The 15,341-nt window shown below is 74.7% G+C and carries 11 protein-coding genes; all 11 read right to left on the bottom strand.

What is annotated here, in order from left to right:
• Positions 1-205: phosphoadenosine phosphosulfate reductase family protein (locus LPU61_RS31335; RefSeq protein WP_229406968.1), on the bottom strand; the 205-nt coding region annotated here is incomplete at its 3' end.
• Positions 202-1,083 carry a 3'(2'),5'-bisphosphate nucleotidase CysQ gene (locus LPU61_RS31330; protein ID WP_077937630.1) on the bottom strand — a complete coding sequence of 294 codons (882 nt, stop codon included), beginning with the start codon at positions 1,081-1,083 and terminating at the stop codon, positions 202-204. The genes LPU61_RS31330 and LPU61_RS31335, both read right to left, overlap by 4 nt.
• 40 nt (positions 1,084-1,123) lie before the next feature.
• Positions 1,124-1,948: an ABC transporter permease gene (locus tag LPU61_RS31325; RefSeq protein ID WP_144420248.1), complete on the bottom strand. Its 825-nt coding sequence runs from the start codon at positions 1,946-1,948 to the stop codon at positions 1,124-1,126.
• Complete coding sequence (locus LPU61_RS31320; protein WP_229406967.1) at positions 1,945-3,123, bottom strand: ABC transporter ATP-binding protein; 1,179 nt, start codon at positions 3,121-3,123, stop codon at positions 1,945-1,947. The genes LPU61_RS31325 and LPU61_RS31320 overlap by 4 nt, the downstream gene beginning before the upstream one ends.
• Positions 3,124-3,206: 83 nt before the next feature.
• Positions 3,207-4,277, bottom strand: coding sequence for a PHB depolymerase family esterase (locus LPU61_RS31315; protein ID WP_229406966.1), 1,071 nt, complete (start codon positions 4,275-4,277; stop codon positions 3,207-3,209).
• A 118-nt stretch (positions 4,278-4,395) separates the two neighbouring features.
• Complete coding sequence (locus LPU61_RS31310) at positions 4,396-6,219, bottom strand: hypothetical protein (protein WP_229406971.1); 1,824 nt, start codon at positions 6,217-6,219, stop codon at positions 4,396-4,398.
• 105 nt (positions 6,220-6,324) lie between these two features.
• A complete protein-coding gene (locus tag LPU61_RS31305) occupies positions 6,325-7,287 on the bottom strand; it encodes a sulfotransferase domain-containing protein (protein ID WP_229406965.1) in 963 nt (320 codons plus the stop codon).
• A gap of 26 nt (positions 7,288-7,313) precedes the next feature.
• The gene (locus tag LPU61_RS31300) at positions 7,314-8,138 is read right to left on the bottom strand and encodes an alpha/beta fold hydrolase (RefSeq protein ID WP_229406964.1); all 825 of its coding nucleotides are present in this window, start codon (positions 8,136-8,138) and stop codon (positions 7,314-7,316) included.
• Between the two features lie 2 nt (positions 8,139-8,140).
• A complete protein-coding gene (locus LPU61_RS31295; RefSeq protein ID WP_043963276.1) occupies positions 8,141-8,446 on the bottom strand; it encodes an acyl carrier protein in 306 nt (101 codons plus the stop codon).
• An 80-nt stretch (positions 8,447-8,526) separates the two neighbouring features.
• Entirely contained in the window at positions 8,527-13,503 is a 4,977-nt protein-coding gene (locus tag LPU61_RS31290) for a type I polyketide synthase (RefSeq protein WP_229406963.1), read from the bottom strand.
• 52 nt (positions 13,504-13,555) lie between these two features.
• The coding region (locus LPU61_RS31285) for an SDR family NAD(P)-dependent oxidoreductase (protein WP_229406962.1) at positions 13,556-15,341 on the bottom strand (1,786 nt) is incomplete at its 5' end.

The following is a 15,341-nucleotide window of genomic DNA, read 5'->3' as shown; positions in this document are numbered from 1 at the left end:
TATCCACATGCATCACCGGAAACGGCACACTCGCCGGCGCAAACGCCTTCTGCGCCAACCGCAACATCACGATCGAATCCTTACCACCCGAGAAGAGCAGCACCGGCCGCTCCATCTCCGCAACCACCTCACGCATCACGAAGATGCTCTCCGCCTCCAACTCGTCGAGCTGGGAGACCTGGTACGCAGCCGATCCGCTGCTCATCGCGTGTCCTTTCCGGTCGAGGGGACGCCTCCGGTCGAGGGGACGCCGGAGCCGGGGGCCGCCGCGCCGGAGAGCTGCCGCGCGAGGGCGGCGAGCAGCGGCGCGGCGAGCTCCTGACGGCACACCAGCAGGTCGGGCAGGCGCGGGTCAGCCTGGTTGTAGGTCAGCGGGGAACCGTCGACGCGCGACGCGTGGAACCCGGCGGCGGTGGCCACGGCCACCGGGGCGGCGGAGTCCCACTCGTACTGGCCGCCCGCGTGGACGTACGCGTCGACCTCACCCGTCACCACAGCGGCGATCTTCGCCCCCGCCGAGCCCATCGGCACCAGCTCGGCGCCGATCTCGGCGGCCAGTTCCGCCAGGAAGGCCGGGGGACGGCTGCGGCTGGCCGCCAGCCGCAGCGGCGCGCCGGGGCCGGCGGACGGTGCCGGCGGGGCCGGCGGGTCGTCGGTCACCAGCACCCGCCCCTGCGCGGGCAGGCCGACGGCCCCCGCCACCAGGCGGTGCGGCGTCGACGCCGTACGCGCCCACAGCGCCACGTGCACCGCCCAGTCCGAACGGCCCTCCTCGGAGAACTCCCGGGTCCCGTCCAACGGGTCGATGATCCACACCCGGTCGGCGGTGAGCCGGCCGCCGGCATCGACGCTTCCGACGACGCGGGAGTCCTTGTCCTCCTCGGACAGGACCGCGTCGTCCGGGCGGTGGGTCGCCAGCTCGGCGAGCAGGAGGTCGTGGGAGGCCCGGTCACCGGCGGCCTTCAGCGCGGCCGGGTCACCGTGGCCGTGCGCGGAGCGTACCCGCAGCAGCAGCTCGCCGGCGTGGGCCGCGAGCCGGCGGGCGAGGCCCGCGTCGGTTTCCGGAGGGGTCAGGGGCGGCATGGCAGCTCCTCGCAGGGGCCGGTGGGAAACGCCCGGGCGGTCATTGGACCGCCCGTCGACTGAAGCAGCGGACGCTGAGCCAGGTCAGCGCCACGGCCACCCCGGTGAGCACGCTCAGGCACACCCACGCCGGGATGTGCGGCACCTCGGGCAGCAGCGCGCCGCGCACCCCCTCCGAGACGTACGTCATCGGGTTGAGCGCGGTGACCACCTGGTACCAGGGCAGCGACAGCCTCGGCCAGGGGTAGTGGATGCAGCCGGTCCAGATGATCGGGGTGAGGATCACCGAGAAGGTGACGTTGATCCGCTGCACCGGCAGGGTGGTGGCCAGGCTCATCCCGATGGCCCCGCCGATCCACGCGCCGAGCAGCGCCACCACGAACGCCAGGGGCAGCCCTTCCGGCCGCCACGGGGCCGAGCCGACCACCAGGGCGCCGAGCGGATAGATCAGCAGGGCGGCGAGCAGCCCCCGGACGGTGGCGATGACCAGCTTGCCGATCGCGACGAGGCTGGTCGGCAGCGGGGCCATCAGCCGGTCCTCGATCTCCATGGTGAAGCCGAACTCCTTCACCAGCGGCAGGGCCACGCTCTGCAGCGCGGTGGTGAGGGCGGCCAGCGCGATGATGCCGGGCAGGAAGAGGTCGGCGAAGTTGCGCCCGACGATGCCCTGCCCGCCGAGGATCGTGTCGAACACGAAGAGCATGAACAGCGGCGTCAGCCCGACCTGCACCAGGATGACCCACAGTTCGCGGCCGGTGACCATGAGGTCGCGGCGCAGCACGGCGGCGAACACCCGGCCGGCGCCGGGCCGGGCGCGCGGGGTGACCGCCGGTCGCAGCGGGGTCGGCGTGTCTACAGCGGTCACCGTGGTTCCCTTCCGGTCAGTTCGATGAAGACGTCCTCCAGGCTCGGCTCCCCGATGTCGATGGCGTTGAGCGCCGCCGACCGCGCGGTGAGCACGGTGACCGCCGCGCCGAGCAGCGCGGCGGGGTCGGTGGCCAGGTGCAGGCGCACGCGCAGCCGGCCACGACCGGCCGGGCCCCCGCCGTTGCGGCCCGCCGCGCCGCCGCGCCCGAGCAGGCCCGCGCCGGCCAGGGCGGCCAGGCCGCCGCCACCGGGCCGCGCCCCGCCGCCGGCCCGCGCGGCCAGGGCGGCCAGCGCCGCGCCGCCGCCGGCCCCGCCGGGCAGCCCCGCGCCGGGCCGCAGACCGGCCGGCACGGTGGGCGACGCGAGCCGCTCCGCCTTGCGTACGCCGTCCAGCTCGCCCAGCGCGGCGCACAGCGCCTCCGGGTCGTCGCCGGGGGCCGGGGTGAGCGTGAGGTCGAGCAGCGCGTCGCCGGCCAGGCCCCGGACCAGGTTGTCCGGGGTGTCGAGGGTGAGCAGCCGGCCGTGGTCGACGATGCCGACCCGGTCGACGATCCGGGCCGCCTCGTTCATCGCGTGGGTGGTGAGCACGATCGCGACGCCGCGCTCGCGCAGTTGGCGGATCTGGCCCCAGATCAGCAGCCGGGTCTGCGGGTCGAGGGCGTTGGTCGGCTCGTCGAGGAAGAGCACCATCGGGTCGTGGGTGAGCGCCCGGGCGATCATCAGCCGCTGGGCCATCCCGCCGGAGTACGCCTCGATGCGCCGGTCGGCCCGCTCGGTGAGACCGAAGCGTTCCAGCAGCTCCCCGGCCCGGCTCTCGGCCTCCCGCCGGGGCAGCCCGTGGTAGGTCGCGTGGTAGACCAGGTTCTGCCGGGGGGTCAGGGCGCGGTCCAGGTTGTTGTGCTGGGGCACGACGGCCAGTTGGGCGCGGGCGGCCGCCGGGTCGCGCCCGACGTCGACGCCGCCGACCATCACCCGGCCGCCGGTGGCCCGCAGCCGGGTGGTGAGGATGCCGACGGTGGTGGACTTGCCGGCGCCGTTGGGCCCGAACAGCCCGAAGATCTCGCCCGGCGCGACGGTGAACGACAGCCCGTCCACGGCGTTGGTGTCGCTGCGGGGGTAGCGCTTGACGAGGTCGGCGACCTCGACCACGGCCGGCCCGTCTCTGCTGGGCATCTGCTCTCCTGTCTGGGGGTGCGGGGTGCCGCCGTCCGCCGCCGGCACGAGGGGTGCCGGCGGCGGACGGCGCGGTGCGGCGGTCAGCCGCCGGCGGGCTTGGGGTGGGCGCTGAAGAACTGCCAGATGGTCTCGGTGGCGTTCAGCGCGGTGGAGGGCGGGTCGAGGTTGAGCAGCCGCTGCGCGCGGGGCGGGTTGGGCTTGCCGCCGGGCCACTGGTGGCCGGCGTCGGTGATGGTGATCAGCTCGACGCCGCGCCCCTCGGGGCAGGTCGCGGCGGTGCGCACGACCGGGCCCTCAGTGGTGGTCTTCGGCTCGCCGCAGTCGTCGACGGCGCGCCACCGGGCGGCCAGCTCGGGGGCGGGCGGGCCGTCGATCTTCACCGGGTTGCGGCCGGTGCCGCCGTTGTCGCGCCGGCCGGGGCCGCCGCCGTAGGGCATGGTCTTGTCGAGCTTGCCCTGGATGTGCAGCACCGACACCGGCTTCGGGTCGGCGCACTGCCCGGTGAGCGTGGTCGCCACCGCGCCGACGGCGGCGAAGACCGTGGTGTCGCAGACCAGCCGGAACGCGAGCAGCCCGCCGTTGGAGATCCCGGAGACGTACGTGCGGGCGGGGTCGACCGGGACGGTCTCGCCGACGGTGCGGACCAGCTCCGTGATGAACTTGACGTCGTCGACGCCCTCGCGGGCGGGCGCGCCGCAGCACTCGGGCCCGACCGCCCAGGCACGGTTGATGCCGTCGGGGAAGACGACCACGAAGCCCTTGCGGTCGGCCTCCTCCGTCCAGCCGTACGCCTCCTCGGCCTGTTCGCCGGTGCCGGCCGCGCCGTGCAGCATGACCACGAGCGGGACCGGGTCGGTCAGCTTCGCCGAGGCGGGCCGGTAGAGCCGGTAGGTGCGGTCCCGCCCGTCGACGGTCAGGGTGCGCTCGGAGGAGCCGACGGGCACGTCCGCCGCCGACGCGCCGTCGGAGGCGGGGCCGGCGCCCGGCCCGCCGTCGTCGGCCCCGCCGCCGCCCCGGGTGCAGCCGGCGAGCAGGGTCAGCCCGACGAGGAGCGCGAGCGCCCCGGCGAGGCGGGTGGCGGCGGGGGAGGGCGACCGGCGTGACCGACCGCCGGGAGCCCCGACGGCAGGGCGAAAATCGGAAAAAGTCATCATATGAACACTTTCGCCCGCGAATGTTCGAGGAATGTCAGGAACGGGCCAGGGTTCGGCAAGGGCTGCCGGCCGCCGGCCCGGCGCAGGAGGGGACGCCGGGCCGGCGGCACGGAGATCAGCAGCCGGCCTTGAGCTTGATCAGCTCCCAACCGCCCTCGGGAACGTCGTCGTTCGGGTCGGTACGCAGGTTCATCGGGTTCGCCATGCCCAGGTAGATGGTCGAACCGTCGACCACCATGTTGCGCACCCCGTAGTTCAGGTAGTTGCCCACCCCGGTGTCGCTGATCGTCGTCGCCGCCTTCTTCGTCGACGGGAACGCGTACAGGTCACCGCCGTACACCGCCTCGGGGATCTCGGCGGTGGCCCGCGCTCCGGCCGGCGCCGCCGCCACGGCCGGGGCCTTGGCCAGCACGTCACCCATCTGCGGCGACAGGCCGAGCTGGGCGGCGGTCTGCTGGCCGAACTCCTTGGCCAGGTAGCTCCAGTCCATGGTGCCGACGTAGAGCTTGCCGCCGGCGACCGCCATCTTCCAGGTGTAGTTGTTGTACGGGTTGCCGAAGCCGGCGGGGCCGTACTTCGGCGTGTAGTTGGTCGACTTCGTCGTCCACGCCCCGACCCCGCCGTTGGCCTCCGGGTCGAACGCGGGCAGCTCGGTCGAGCCGTAGAGCAGGTCCACCTTCTGCTTCGACGAGCCGAAGCCCTTGCCCCGGTAGATGCTGATCGCCCGCTGGGTGTTCTGGGCCGTCGCGGTGATCCCGGCCTCGTCCACCGGCGGGTAGATGCTCAGGTGCAGGCTGGTGGCCTTCATCGGCACGTGCATGGTGCCCCAGTACAGGTAGCCGCCGTAGGAGGCCAGGCCGCCCAGGCCGTAGCTGCGGGCGACCACCGCGTCCGGCTCGTAGCTGGCCACGTTCCACACCTGCTGCCAGGCGGCGTCGTCGTCCGGGGTGAGCCCCGGCTCGCCGTCGGAGAGCTTCGGGCTCATCCACACCGAGGCGATGCTCGCCGGCACCGGGGCCGGCGCGGCCTCGCCGCCGAGCTCGTTGTCCGAGCCCGGCCAGGTGGTGACGAAGATCCGGCCCTCGTGGACGGTCAGGTCGGCGGCCTGCGCCGGCAGGGTCGCCACCTGGGCGAAGTTGAACGGGTCGGTCTTGCTGCCCATCCACCGCAGCACGTGGCCGCGGTTGCCGCCGTTGTTGCCCACGCCCACGCCCGCGTACAGCGCGCCGTCGGCCACGGTGAAGTGCCGGATGTTGCCGTACGAGGTGAAGTTGTGCGAGCCCAGGTAGGCGCCGGTGTCGGTGTCGAAGGCGAAGAGGTTGATGCTCTCGCCCAGCGCCGGTCCGCCCAGCAGGGCCACGCCGCCGTAGTTGCCGGCGGCCCGGATGCCGACAGTGTTCTGCAGCCGGGTCGCGTCGTCGGGCGAGGCGGCCTTCACCACGTCGGTCTTCTCGGTGAGCTGGTTCGACTTGGTGTCGTAGGTGTACAGCCGCGGGATGCGGTGGTCGCCCAGCTTGACCGGCAACTGGGGGTTGCGCTTGGCGATCTGGCTCTCGCCGTACTCGCAGACCCAGTCGGCGTTCTGCGTGGGCACGGTGTTCTCCAGCGTCCGACCGCTGGTCAGGCAGTTGACGTTCGCCCCGGTGCCGAAGAACAGCGTCCGGCCGGCGCGGGTCATCCCCCACAGGTACGCCTGGTTGACCTTCGCCTGCCCCGTGGCGCAGGGCGGGCCCGCCGGGTACGGCTGCCCGATCCCGGCGAAGCACTCGTCCGGCGGAGCCTTGGCGAGGAGCTGCGTGGTCGGCGGCTGGCCGCCGGCCGCCCCGGCGGCGTCGAGCGGCGCGGCGAGCGCCGCCGAGGGAACCGCCAGCACGGGCCCGAGCCCGAGCACGGCAACGGCGGCTAACAGCCGCCGAGTGGAGATCCGGAGTGGATTCACCAACTGCCTCTCTTTCCAGCAAAAAGGGTGGGACACCGGCGGCCGGGCCCGGCGGTCCGGGCCGCGGCGCGCAGGAGAACGGGGTGCGGTGTGGGGTGGGGCGGGTCAGGCGGCGGCGGGCGCGGGCTTGCGGGCCGGGGCGACGACCCGCCCGGCGACCCGCTCGGCCCACTGCGCGGCCTCGGGGAACTCCAGGTACTCGCCGAGCTGCGTCAGCTCGCCGACCGGGTCGGCGACCAGGTCCTCGTAGCGCATCCGCAGCAGGTGCTCCGGCGGCACGTCGGCCAGCGCCTGGTCGGCCTGGCTGGTCATGAACGCGCACAACCCGAGGTAGCGGCGCATGTCCTCGCCGCGCTCGCGCAGCGCCTCGGCGGTCAGCCGGTGCGGCAGGAACGGCTGGAGGTCCGCCGGCACGTCGTCGGCGTCGGTGACCCGGAACGGGTCCAGGCCGCAGCGGCCCAGGAACTCCACCCGCAGCTGGATGAGCTGGAACGACGAGTGCCGGCTCATCGACTTCGCCGTGTCCTCCCGGTTCCGGGTCAGGTAGACGATCTTGCAGTCCGGGAAGCCCTTGAGCAGGTGCGGCGCCAGGTGGCTGGAGCCGCCGGAGCGCTCCACCCAGCGCGTCTTGCCGGTGAGCGTGGCCAGCAGGTCCAGGAAGTCGCTGTGGTGGCGGGCCACCGACTGGGTGCCGAAGTTCGGGACCCGCTCGGCGAGCTGGTCGAACAGGGTGTCCGGGTCGTCGGTGAGCTTCGACAGGGTGATCGCCAGGATCCGGGGCAGCTCCGTCATCCGGCCGGCCCAGCGGCCCGTGGCCGGGTACCGGACCTCCTTGGGCGGCAGCCCGATCCGGAACAGCGTGGCCAGCTCCGGCTTGGGGCTGGCCAGCACCGCCCAGTACTCCGCGCCGGTGATCACCTCGGCGCTGCGCGCCCACGGCGTCACCGACATGAAGAACTCCTGGGCCGACAGCGTGTCGGGCTCCTCGTGGATCAGGTCGGACAGCAGCGTCGAGCCGCAGCGTCCGTTGCTGATGATGATCGACCGACCCGTGATCGGGGTGTCCATCGGGATTCCTCCTGGAAGTCGCGCTGTCATGTGGTGACGGGTGGGGCCACGTCGAGCCCGCACTCCTCGCCCAGCCAGGCGAGGACGTGCCGGCGTACCGAGTCGGGCCGGTCGATCAGGACGGAGTGCTTCTCGTCGGGCAGGACGACGACCCGGGTCTGCGGCAGCAGCCCGCGTACGGCCGGGGCCAGCTCGCCCACCGCCGAGTCGCCGCCGTAGAGGCACAGCACCGGGCAGGCGATCGCGGCGAGCGCGTCGCGCGCCGGCAGCCGGCTGGCCGGCAGCTCCGCCGTCATGGTGGTCTCGGCGAGCATCCGGCCGGTGTCGGCGGCCCGGCGGGCGGCGATGCGCCCCCGGGCCGCGCCGATCTCGGCCAGCGCCCCCTCGCGGGGCAGCCGGGCGGCGACCCGCTCCAGCCGCATCCGCACCCGGCCCATCCACTCCGGCGTCGGCGGGGACGACTCCACGGCCACGATGCCGGCCACCCGGTCCGGGTGGCGCGCGGCGTAACCGAAGGCGATCGTCCCGCCGAAGGAGTTGCCGAACAGCAGCAGCGGCCCCGTGACGTCCAGCTCGACCAGCAGCGCCGCCAGGTCGTCGACGAAGTCGTCGAGGGCGTACCCGGTGGCCGGGCGGTCGCTGCGGCCGTGGCCGCGCAGGTCGTACAGGACGGTCGGGAAGCCGGCCCGGGTCAGCGGCTCGGCCATGGTGAAGTACCAGCTCGCCATGGTGTCCGAGGCCATGCCGTGGATCAGCACCGCCGTCGGCGTCGGCCCGGTCCGGCCCGCGGGGGCCGGACCGGCGGGATCGAGCCGCTGCACGTGCAGCGTGATCCCGTTCGCCTTGACCATCGTCACCGGCTGCCCGCCGGGACCCCGTCGCCCTCCAGGGAGGTGGCGATGTGGTCGACGAGCTGACCGACCCGCAGCTCGCCCACCGTCTCCAGGTCCAGCTTCGCCACGAAGTGGGCGAAGTTGACGGTGTCGCCGTAGCGGGCCTGCAGCCGGCCGGCGAGCGAGACGACGTCGATGCTCTCCATGCCCAGGTCGTCGCGGAACGTGGTGTCCATGGTGATGACCTGGTCGGTCGCGAAGTCGCCCAGTACGGCGTTGATCATCTCGGTGAGGTCGGCGAGGATGCTGTCCTGGGCCGCGGCCATGATGGTTGCTCCTTCTACTGTTCCGGTGGGGTGACCTGCTGTCGGGGTGGGCCGGCCGGTCGGCCGGCCCGGTCGGTCGTTCACGGTCGGGACACCCCGGGCGGGGTGGCGGGGGCCGGCTCCGGGCCCCAGGTCCAGGCGACGACGTAGCGCCGGGGCGGCAGGTCCTCGGGGTTGTCGACCTCCCGGTAGCCGACCCGGTAGCCGCGTCCGGCGACCTCGACGGTCAGCACGGCGTCGGCGGCCTCGCGCACCTGGAACATGCGCGGCTTGCCGTCCAGCCCCGTGCCCTCCGCCTTGCCGACGGCCTCCTTCGCCGCCCAGAACCGGGTGAACCACAGCCGGCGTGCGGCGGCGTCCCCGCCGGCCAGCGACGCCAGCAGCGACGCCTCGCCGTCGGTGAGGGCGAAGCCGAACGTGCTGTCCGGGTGGTCGGTGACCTCGGCGACGTCGATGCCGACGCCCGGCGTCGCGGCCGGCGAACCGGCGGGACGCAACCGGGCGATCGCCACCCCGATCTCGGCGCAGTGCGCCAGCGATACGTCGCAGTCGTCGAGGCCGCGGCCGGGCCGACCGCGCACCCACGGCCGCCCGTCGGGGTCGTTGCCGACGGTCAGCTCGATCGGGTAGATGTCGGTGTGGCCCTGCTCCCACAGCCGGGACCGCACCGCGTCCTTGGCCGCGATCCGGCCGAGCATCCACTGCTTGCGGGTCTTGGCCGGGTGCCGCTCGTACTCGGCGTAGGCCGCGCCGCCGAGGATGCCCCGGGCCGCCATGCCCCGGGTGACCAGGTCGGTCCAGCAGTCGAAGGCCATCGTCCAGCCCTCCGGCTGGAAGTGCGACATCGGGTACCGCTCGGGGAAGCGCTCCGCGACGCGGGCCTGCGGGTGGCTGTCGAACCGGCGGTCGACGGCCCCCTCGATCTGCGCCCACACCCGCCCCTGGTAGCTGAGCTGGGTGTCGGCGACGAGCTTGCCGTCGTCGATGGACTGCACCCGGGCGACGCAGACGAACGCCCGGCCGGCCGGCGGGGGCGGCCCGAAGAACCGCACCCGGCCCAGCCCCACTGGCAGGGCCACCGTCCGGAACGGCTGGGTGGTGATCAGCCAGTTGCCGATGAGCTGCAACGCGTTGTCCAGCAGCGCGCCGGGCGGCACCGGGGCGGTGACGATGCCCCGCACGTGCATGTCGCCGAGCGCGTGGACCTCGGTCACGCCCTGGAACTGCGGCCCGTGGAACATCAGCCGCTCCGCGTACATCTCGGCGGCGCCGAGGGTGGGCGGGCGCTCGGTGGCCGGGTCGTGCGTCCAGACCTCCGGCGGTGCCGGGTACGCGGTGCCGACCTCGATCGTGGCCCGGGCGTAGCCGGCGAAGACGACCGAGTACAGGTTCGGCCCGGCGGCCTTCACCACGATCTCGACGTCCGTGGCCGGCTCGGCGATCAGCCACTTGTTGAACTTGGCGTCGTGCACCTGGACCACCCGGGTGCCGGGCAGCAGCTGCTCCACCGCGTCCATCATGTGCGCGACCAGGGCGGTCGCGGGCACCACCGGCCACCGGTCCTCCGGGTCCGGCCAGTCGTCCGGCTGCACGAAGAAGCAGTGGTCCAGCAGGTACGGCATGGTCTCCAGGGAGACCCGCAGGGTGATCCGGCCGATCTCGCCGGGATTGACGCCGGGGCGCACGACCGGGGTGGGGGGCGTGCGGGGCGCGACCGGGGCCGTGCTGCGGGGCGCGGCCGGCGCGACGGTGGGTCGCGGCGGCTGGGACCGGACCGGTCCGCCGGCCGGCGCCGGGCGGGCCGGGGCCAGGGTGCCGCCGGTCGCGGCCAGCACGCTGGCCGCGCTCTGCGCGGTGTCCTGGAGCAGGGCCGCGAGCTCGGCCGCCGCGCTGGACCGCCCGGCGAGCCGGCTCACCGCGGTCACCGCGGCGCTGGCCTCCTTGGACAGCGCGGCGCCGGCCTGCTGCGCGGCGCTGGCCTGGGGTACGACCGGCTGCGGTGCCGCCGGGGCGGCGGCGCGGGCGGGCGTGGCCGCCGGTGCGCCGCTGCCTGTTGCGGGACGGGCGACCGGTGCCGCCGGTGCCGCCGGGGCGCCGGTGCCGGTGCCGGTGGCGCGGGCCGGCGCGGCGACCGGGGCGGCCGGCATGCCGTTGCCGGCGGCCGGGCGTGGGCCCGTGCCGTTGCCCAGCGCCGGCCGGGCGGCGGACGCCCCGTTGCCGGCGGGCCGCACCGGTGCCGGCGCGGCGGTCGCGCCCGGCATGGCGTCCAGCCCGAGCAGGCCGGCCGCGTCCGCGCCGAGGCGGACCAGGGGACCGCCGAGGTCGAGCTTCATCCGGGGACCACGCCGACCGGTGGTGCTGCTGGCGGGCTTCGCCGGGGCGGTGCTCGCCGGGGCGGCCGGCGCGGGACGCGCCGGGGTCGTCAGGGCCCGCAGGTCCGGGGCGGCCCCCTCCACCCACAGTGCGGTGGCGACGCGGCGGAGCTGGTTCAGCCCGGTGCGGTGCGCCGTGTTCACCGGCATCGCGAGGTGGTCGCGCCCGCGCAGGTTGTCGCCGATCAGCGAGGCGAGCTGCCCCGCGCCGACCTGGAGGAAGACCCGGAACCCGTCGGCGTACATGGCCTCGACGGTCTGCCGGAACCAGACCGGCTCCATCATGTGCCGGACGAAGATGTGGTTGACCTGGTCCTCGTCGGGCGGGAACGGCGCGTGCAGGGTCGCCGACCACACCGGCATCCGGGTCGGGTGCACCTGCCACCGGCCCAGCGCCGCGCCGATCGAGGTCAGCCCCTCGGCGAACGCGGGGGTGTGGAACGCCGAGCGGAACGGCAGCTTCTGGCACAGGATGTTGCGGCCCCGCAGCGCCTCCACCAGGCGGTCCACCTGGGTCTCCGGCCCGTTCACCACCGACTGGGCCGGTGCGTTGTCGTGCGAGAGCACCACCCCCGGGAAGTCACCGAGCAGCGGGGTGACCCGGTCGGCGCCCGCGCCGACGGCCGCGAAGACGTACCCGGAGACCTCCACCGAGTCGGCGTTGAACAGCTCCAGGAACTCGTCCATCGCGGCGGTGCTGATCTGGCCGCTGACGGCGGCGGCGGTCCACTCGCCGATGCTGTGCCCGGCGACCGCGTCCGGGCGCACGTTGATGCGCTCCAGCGCCTCGTTGAACAGCTTGCCGACCTCGATCAGGCCGGCGCCGTGCCGGCCCAGGTCGGCGGCGGACCACTCCCGGTCGGGGAGCCCGAAGTGGGCGGCCAGGTCGGTGGTGCGCGGCGAGAACTCCGCCTCCAGGCCGGGGAAGACGAACGCGAGCTTGCCCGCCCCGTCGGCCAGCAGCGGCTGCGGGCTGAACCAGATGTCCCGCCCGCCCCGCCACGCCTGCCCCCGGGCCACCGTCTTGCGGGCCACGGCGAGCAGCTTGTCGGTGGGGTTGACGATGCCGAGGCGGGCCCGCCCCGGCGCGTCGCCGCCCGAGCGTGCGGCCAGGTCGGCGCCGAGGCGGCGTACCGTCTCGTCGTCGCGGTCCAGCAGCTCGGCGAGCCCGGCCGGGCTCGACGCGGCCAGCCACAGCACCTGGTCGGCCTCGTCGACGGTGACCGCCCCGGTGCCGGCGGCCGGCGCGGTGAACCCGACGAGCGGCTCGCCGGCCGACGCGGGCGCCTGCTCGATGACCAGGTGGGCGTTGATCCCGCCGAAGCCGAACGCGTTGACCCCGGCCCGGCGCGGCCCGTCGCTCTCCCAGGGCTGCGCGGTGGCGATCGGGGCGAACCGGGTCGCCGCCATCTCCGCCCGGGGGGACTCGCAGTGCAGGGTGGGCGGCAGCACGCCCCGGTACACCGCCATCGCGGCCTTGATCAGGCCGGCGACGCCGGCGGCCGGCATGGTGTGCCCGATCATCGACTTGACCGACCCGATGACCGGGCGGGGGCCGCCGGCGTACGGGCCGAACACCTGGGCCACGGTGGTCAGCTCGGCGGCGTCCCCGGTCGGGGTGCCGGTGCCGTGCGCCTCCAGCAGCCCCAGCGCGTCCGGGGCGGTCGGGTCGAGCCCGGCGGCCTCCCAGGCCCGCCTGATGGCCAGCACCTGCCCGGAGACCGCCGGGTTGAACATGCTGGCGGACTTGCCGTCGCTGGAGACCCCGCTGCCCCGGATCACCGCGTAGATCCGGTCGCCGTCGCGGACCGCGTCGGCGTACCGCTTGAGCACCACCACGCCGGTGCCCTCGCCGATCAGCAGCCCGTCGGCGGCGGCGTCGAACGGCCGGATCTCGCCCTGCCGCGACAACGCCCGGAGCTGGTTGAACACCGACCAGAAGCTGATGTCGTGCACGTGGTGCACGCCGCCGGCGAGCACCGCGTCGAGCCGGCCGTTGAGCAGCTCCGTGATGCCCTGGTCCACGGCGATCAGCGAGGAGGCGCAGGCCGCGTCGATGGTGTACGCGGGGCCGCGCAGGTTGAGCCGGTTGGCCACCCGGGAGGCGGCCAGGTTCGGCACCAGGCCGATGGTCCCCTCCGGCTGGTACGGCCCGAGCCGCTCGTCGAACTTCTTGCGCAGCAGCTCCAGCCGGGCCGGGTCGACGTCCGGGATCAGCTCCCGCAGGATCCCGATGACCTGGCTGGACATCCGCACCCGCTGGGCGTAGCGGGCCTGGGCGGGGCTGAGGATGCCGCCCCGGCCCAGGATGACGCCGACGCGCTCGCCGTCGGGCAGCTTGTCGGTGCCGCCCGCGTCGTCGATCGCGGCGGCGGCCACCTCCAGCGTGATGAGCTGGTCCGGCTCGATGTCGCCGATGGAGGCGGGCATCACCCCGAACCGCAGCGGCTCGAACGTGGCGAACTCGTCGACGAAGCCGCCGCGCTTGCAGTACATCCGGTCCGGCCGGTGTGCCTGCTCCGGGTCGTAGAACTCCTCGTCCCACCGGTGCGGCGGCACGTCGGTGATCGCGTCGACCCCGTTGATCAGGTTGCGCCAGTAGCTCTCCAGGTCACCGGCGGAGGGCATCAGGGCGGCCATCCCGACGATCGCGATCTGGCCGGGCGCGGGTGCGCCGTTGCTCATCGGTTCCTCCGTCGTGCGGTGTGGGCGGGGGCGTTGCGGGGCATCGGCGCGCTCACCAGCCCGAGGCGGTGTAGACGACCGAGGTGACCGCCGCGTCGGCCCAGGCCAGCTCGCGCAGCAGGGCCAGCGCGCCCTCCTCCGGGTCGATCAGGCCGATGCCGCGCCGGGCGTACTCCCGGCTCAGCTCGGCGGTGACCATGCCGCCGTGGCCGGCACCGGGCGCCCACGGCCCCCAGTGGACGGTCACGGTGCGCACCCCGGTCCGGGCCGCGTAGCGGGTGCCGATCGTGTCCAGGGCGTCGTTGGCCGCCGCGTAGTCGGCCTGCCCCCGGTTGCCGTAGGCGGCGGCGATGCTGCCGAAGAAGACCACGAAGCGCGGCTTGGCGGGCAGCTCGTCCAGGGCGGTCAGCAGCCCCCGCGCCCCGTCGACCTTCGTGTCGAAGACCCGGGTGAACGACGCCGGGTCCTTCTCGGCGATCAGCTTGTCCTCGATGATCCCGGCGGCGTACACCAGGCCGTCGAGGCGGCCGTGCTCGGCGTGGATGCGGCCCAGCAGGTGCCGGGTCGCCGCCGTGTCGCGGACGTCGAGGGTGTGGTAGCGGACCTCGCCGCCGAGCTCGGTCAGCTCGGCGATGGTCGCGTTGACCTCCCGGGCGGCCAGGATGCGCTGGGCGGTGCGGTCGATCTCGGCGGGGTTGCGCAGGCCCTGCCGGGCCAGCGCCGCGACCAGGGCCTGCTTGTCGCCGGCCGCGGCCAGCGCCGGGTCCTCCGGGCCCTCCGGCAGCGGGGTACGGCCGACCAGCTCGATGCGGCACCGGCTGGCCGAGGCGAGCGTCCGGGCGAACCACGGGGTGATGCCCCGCGCCCCGCCGATCAGGACGATCACCGAGTCCGGCTCCAGGCCGATCGCGGCAGCCTCGGCCACCCCGTCGCCGGCCGGGCCGGCTCCGCCGGCGGCCAGCGCGCCCAGCTCCACCGGCACCAGGTCGGCGACGTAGCGGTCGTCGCCCCGGCGGTACACCACCGGCGCGTCGCTGCTGGTGAGCACCTCGTCGAGCAGCTGCCGGGCGAGCACGTCCGCCGCGGCGGCCGGGTCCACCTCGACGAAGCGGGCGGTCAGCTGCGGGTACTCGCGGGCGATGGTGCGGAACAGGCCGGGCATGCCGTCGGCGGCACCGGCGGCGTCGCGGGCCCCGGCGGCCAGCAGCCAGCGCGGGCCGGTCGCGAGCGCCCGCTGCAGCAGCGGGAACACGTCGGGCAGCAGCGGCTCGTCGAGGTTGGTGAGCCCGTCGAGGACGAGCACCCCGTCGAAGCCCTCGCCGGCCTGCTGGCTGTCGAGCACGCCGAGCTGGCCGCTGGCGCCGTACTCGCCGAGCAGCTCCGCCAGGTACGCCGCGATCGCGCCGCCGCCGGTGATCAGGAACCGGGTGCCGGCGAGCACGGTGGCCGGGTCGCCGACCGGCTCGGTGCGGACGCTCTCCTGCGCCACCAGCCGCTTCGGGGCGATCCCGACGCCGACCCCGGCGTCGGCCGGCCCCGGCGCGGCCGGGGCCACGGCGGGGGCGGCCTGGACGGGGGCGGGCGGGGCGGCGATGCTCGCCGTGGCGGTCAGGGTCGCCGTCGCGGTGACCGCGCCGTTGAGCTTCTCGTCGAGCCAGGTGACCATGGCGCGGACGGTGCGGGCCTTGACGAGGTCTTCCAGCTCGGACTCGTCGCCTTCGACGGCGAGTTCGAGGCGTTGGGCGACTTCGCCGGCGACTTCGGCGCGCTTGATGGAGTCGATGGAGAGGTCGGCTTCGAGGTCGAGGTCGAGTTCGATGAGGTCGACGGGGTAGCCG

It is taken from the genome of Micromonospora sp. NBRC 110038, from assembly GCF_020884815.1.
In the GTDB taxonomy this organism is placed as follows: Bacteria; Actinomycetota; Actinomycetes; order Mycobacteriales; family Micromonosporaceae; genus Micromonospora; species Micromonospora haikouensis.
The sequence above is the reverse complement of the archived record's forward strand: the minus strand, read 5'-3'. Positions and strand labels throughout refer to the sequence as shown.

Bases quoted from the DNA above. Each gene is read 5' to 3' on its own strand.
- LPU61_RS31330 (WP_077937630.1), bottom strand. From the start codon at position 1,083: ATGCCGCCCCTGACCCCTCCGGAAACCGACGCGGGCCTCGCCCGCCGG.
- LPU61_RS31320 (WP_229406967.1), bottom strand. From the start codon at position 3,123: ATGCCCAGCAGAGACGGGCCGGCCGTGGTCGAGGTCGCCGACCTCGTC.
- LPU61_RS31315 (WP_229406966.1), bottom strand. From the start codon at position 4,277: ATGACTTTTTCCGATTTTCGCCCTGCCGTCGGGGCTCCCGGCGGTCGG.
- LPU61_RS31305 (WP_229406965.1), bottom strand. From the start codon at position 7,287: ATGGACACCCCGATCACGGGTCGGTCGATCATCATCAGCAACGGACGC.
- LPU61_RS31300 (WP_229406964.1), bottom strand. From the start codon at position 8,138: ATGGTCAAGGCGAACGGGATCACGCTGCACGTGCAGCGGCTCGATCCC.
- LPU61_RS31295 (WP_043963276.1), bottom strand. From the start codon at position 8,446: ATGGCCGCGGCCCAGGACAGCATCCTCGCCGACCTCACCGAGATGATC.
- LPU61_RS31290 (WP_229406963.1), bottom strand. From the start codon at position 13,503: ATGAGCAACGGCGCACCCGCGCCCGGCCAGATCGCGATCGTCGGGATG.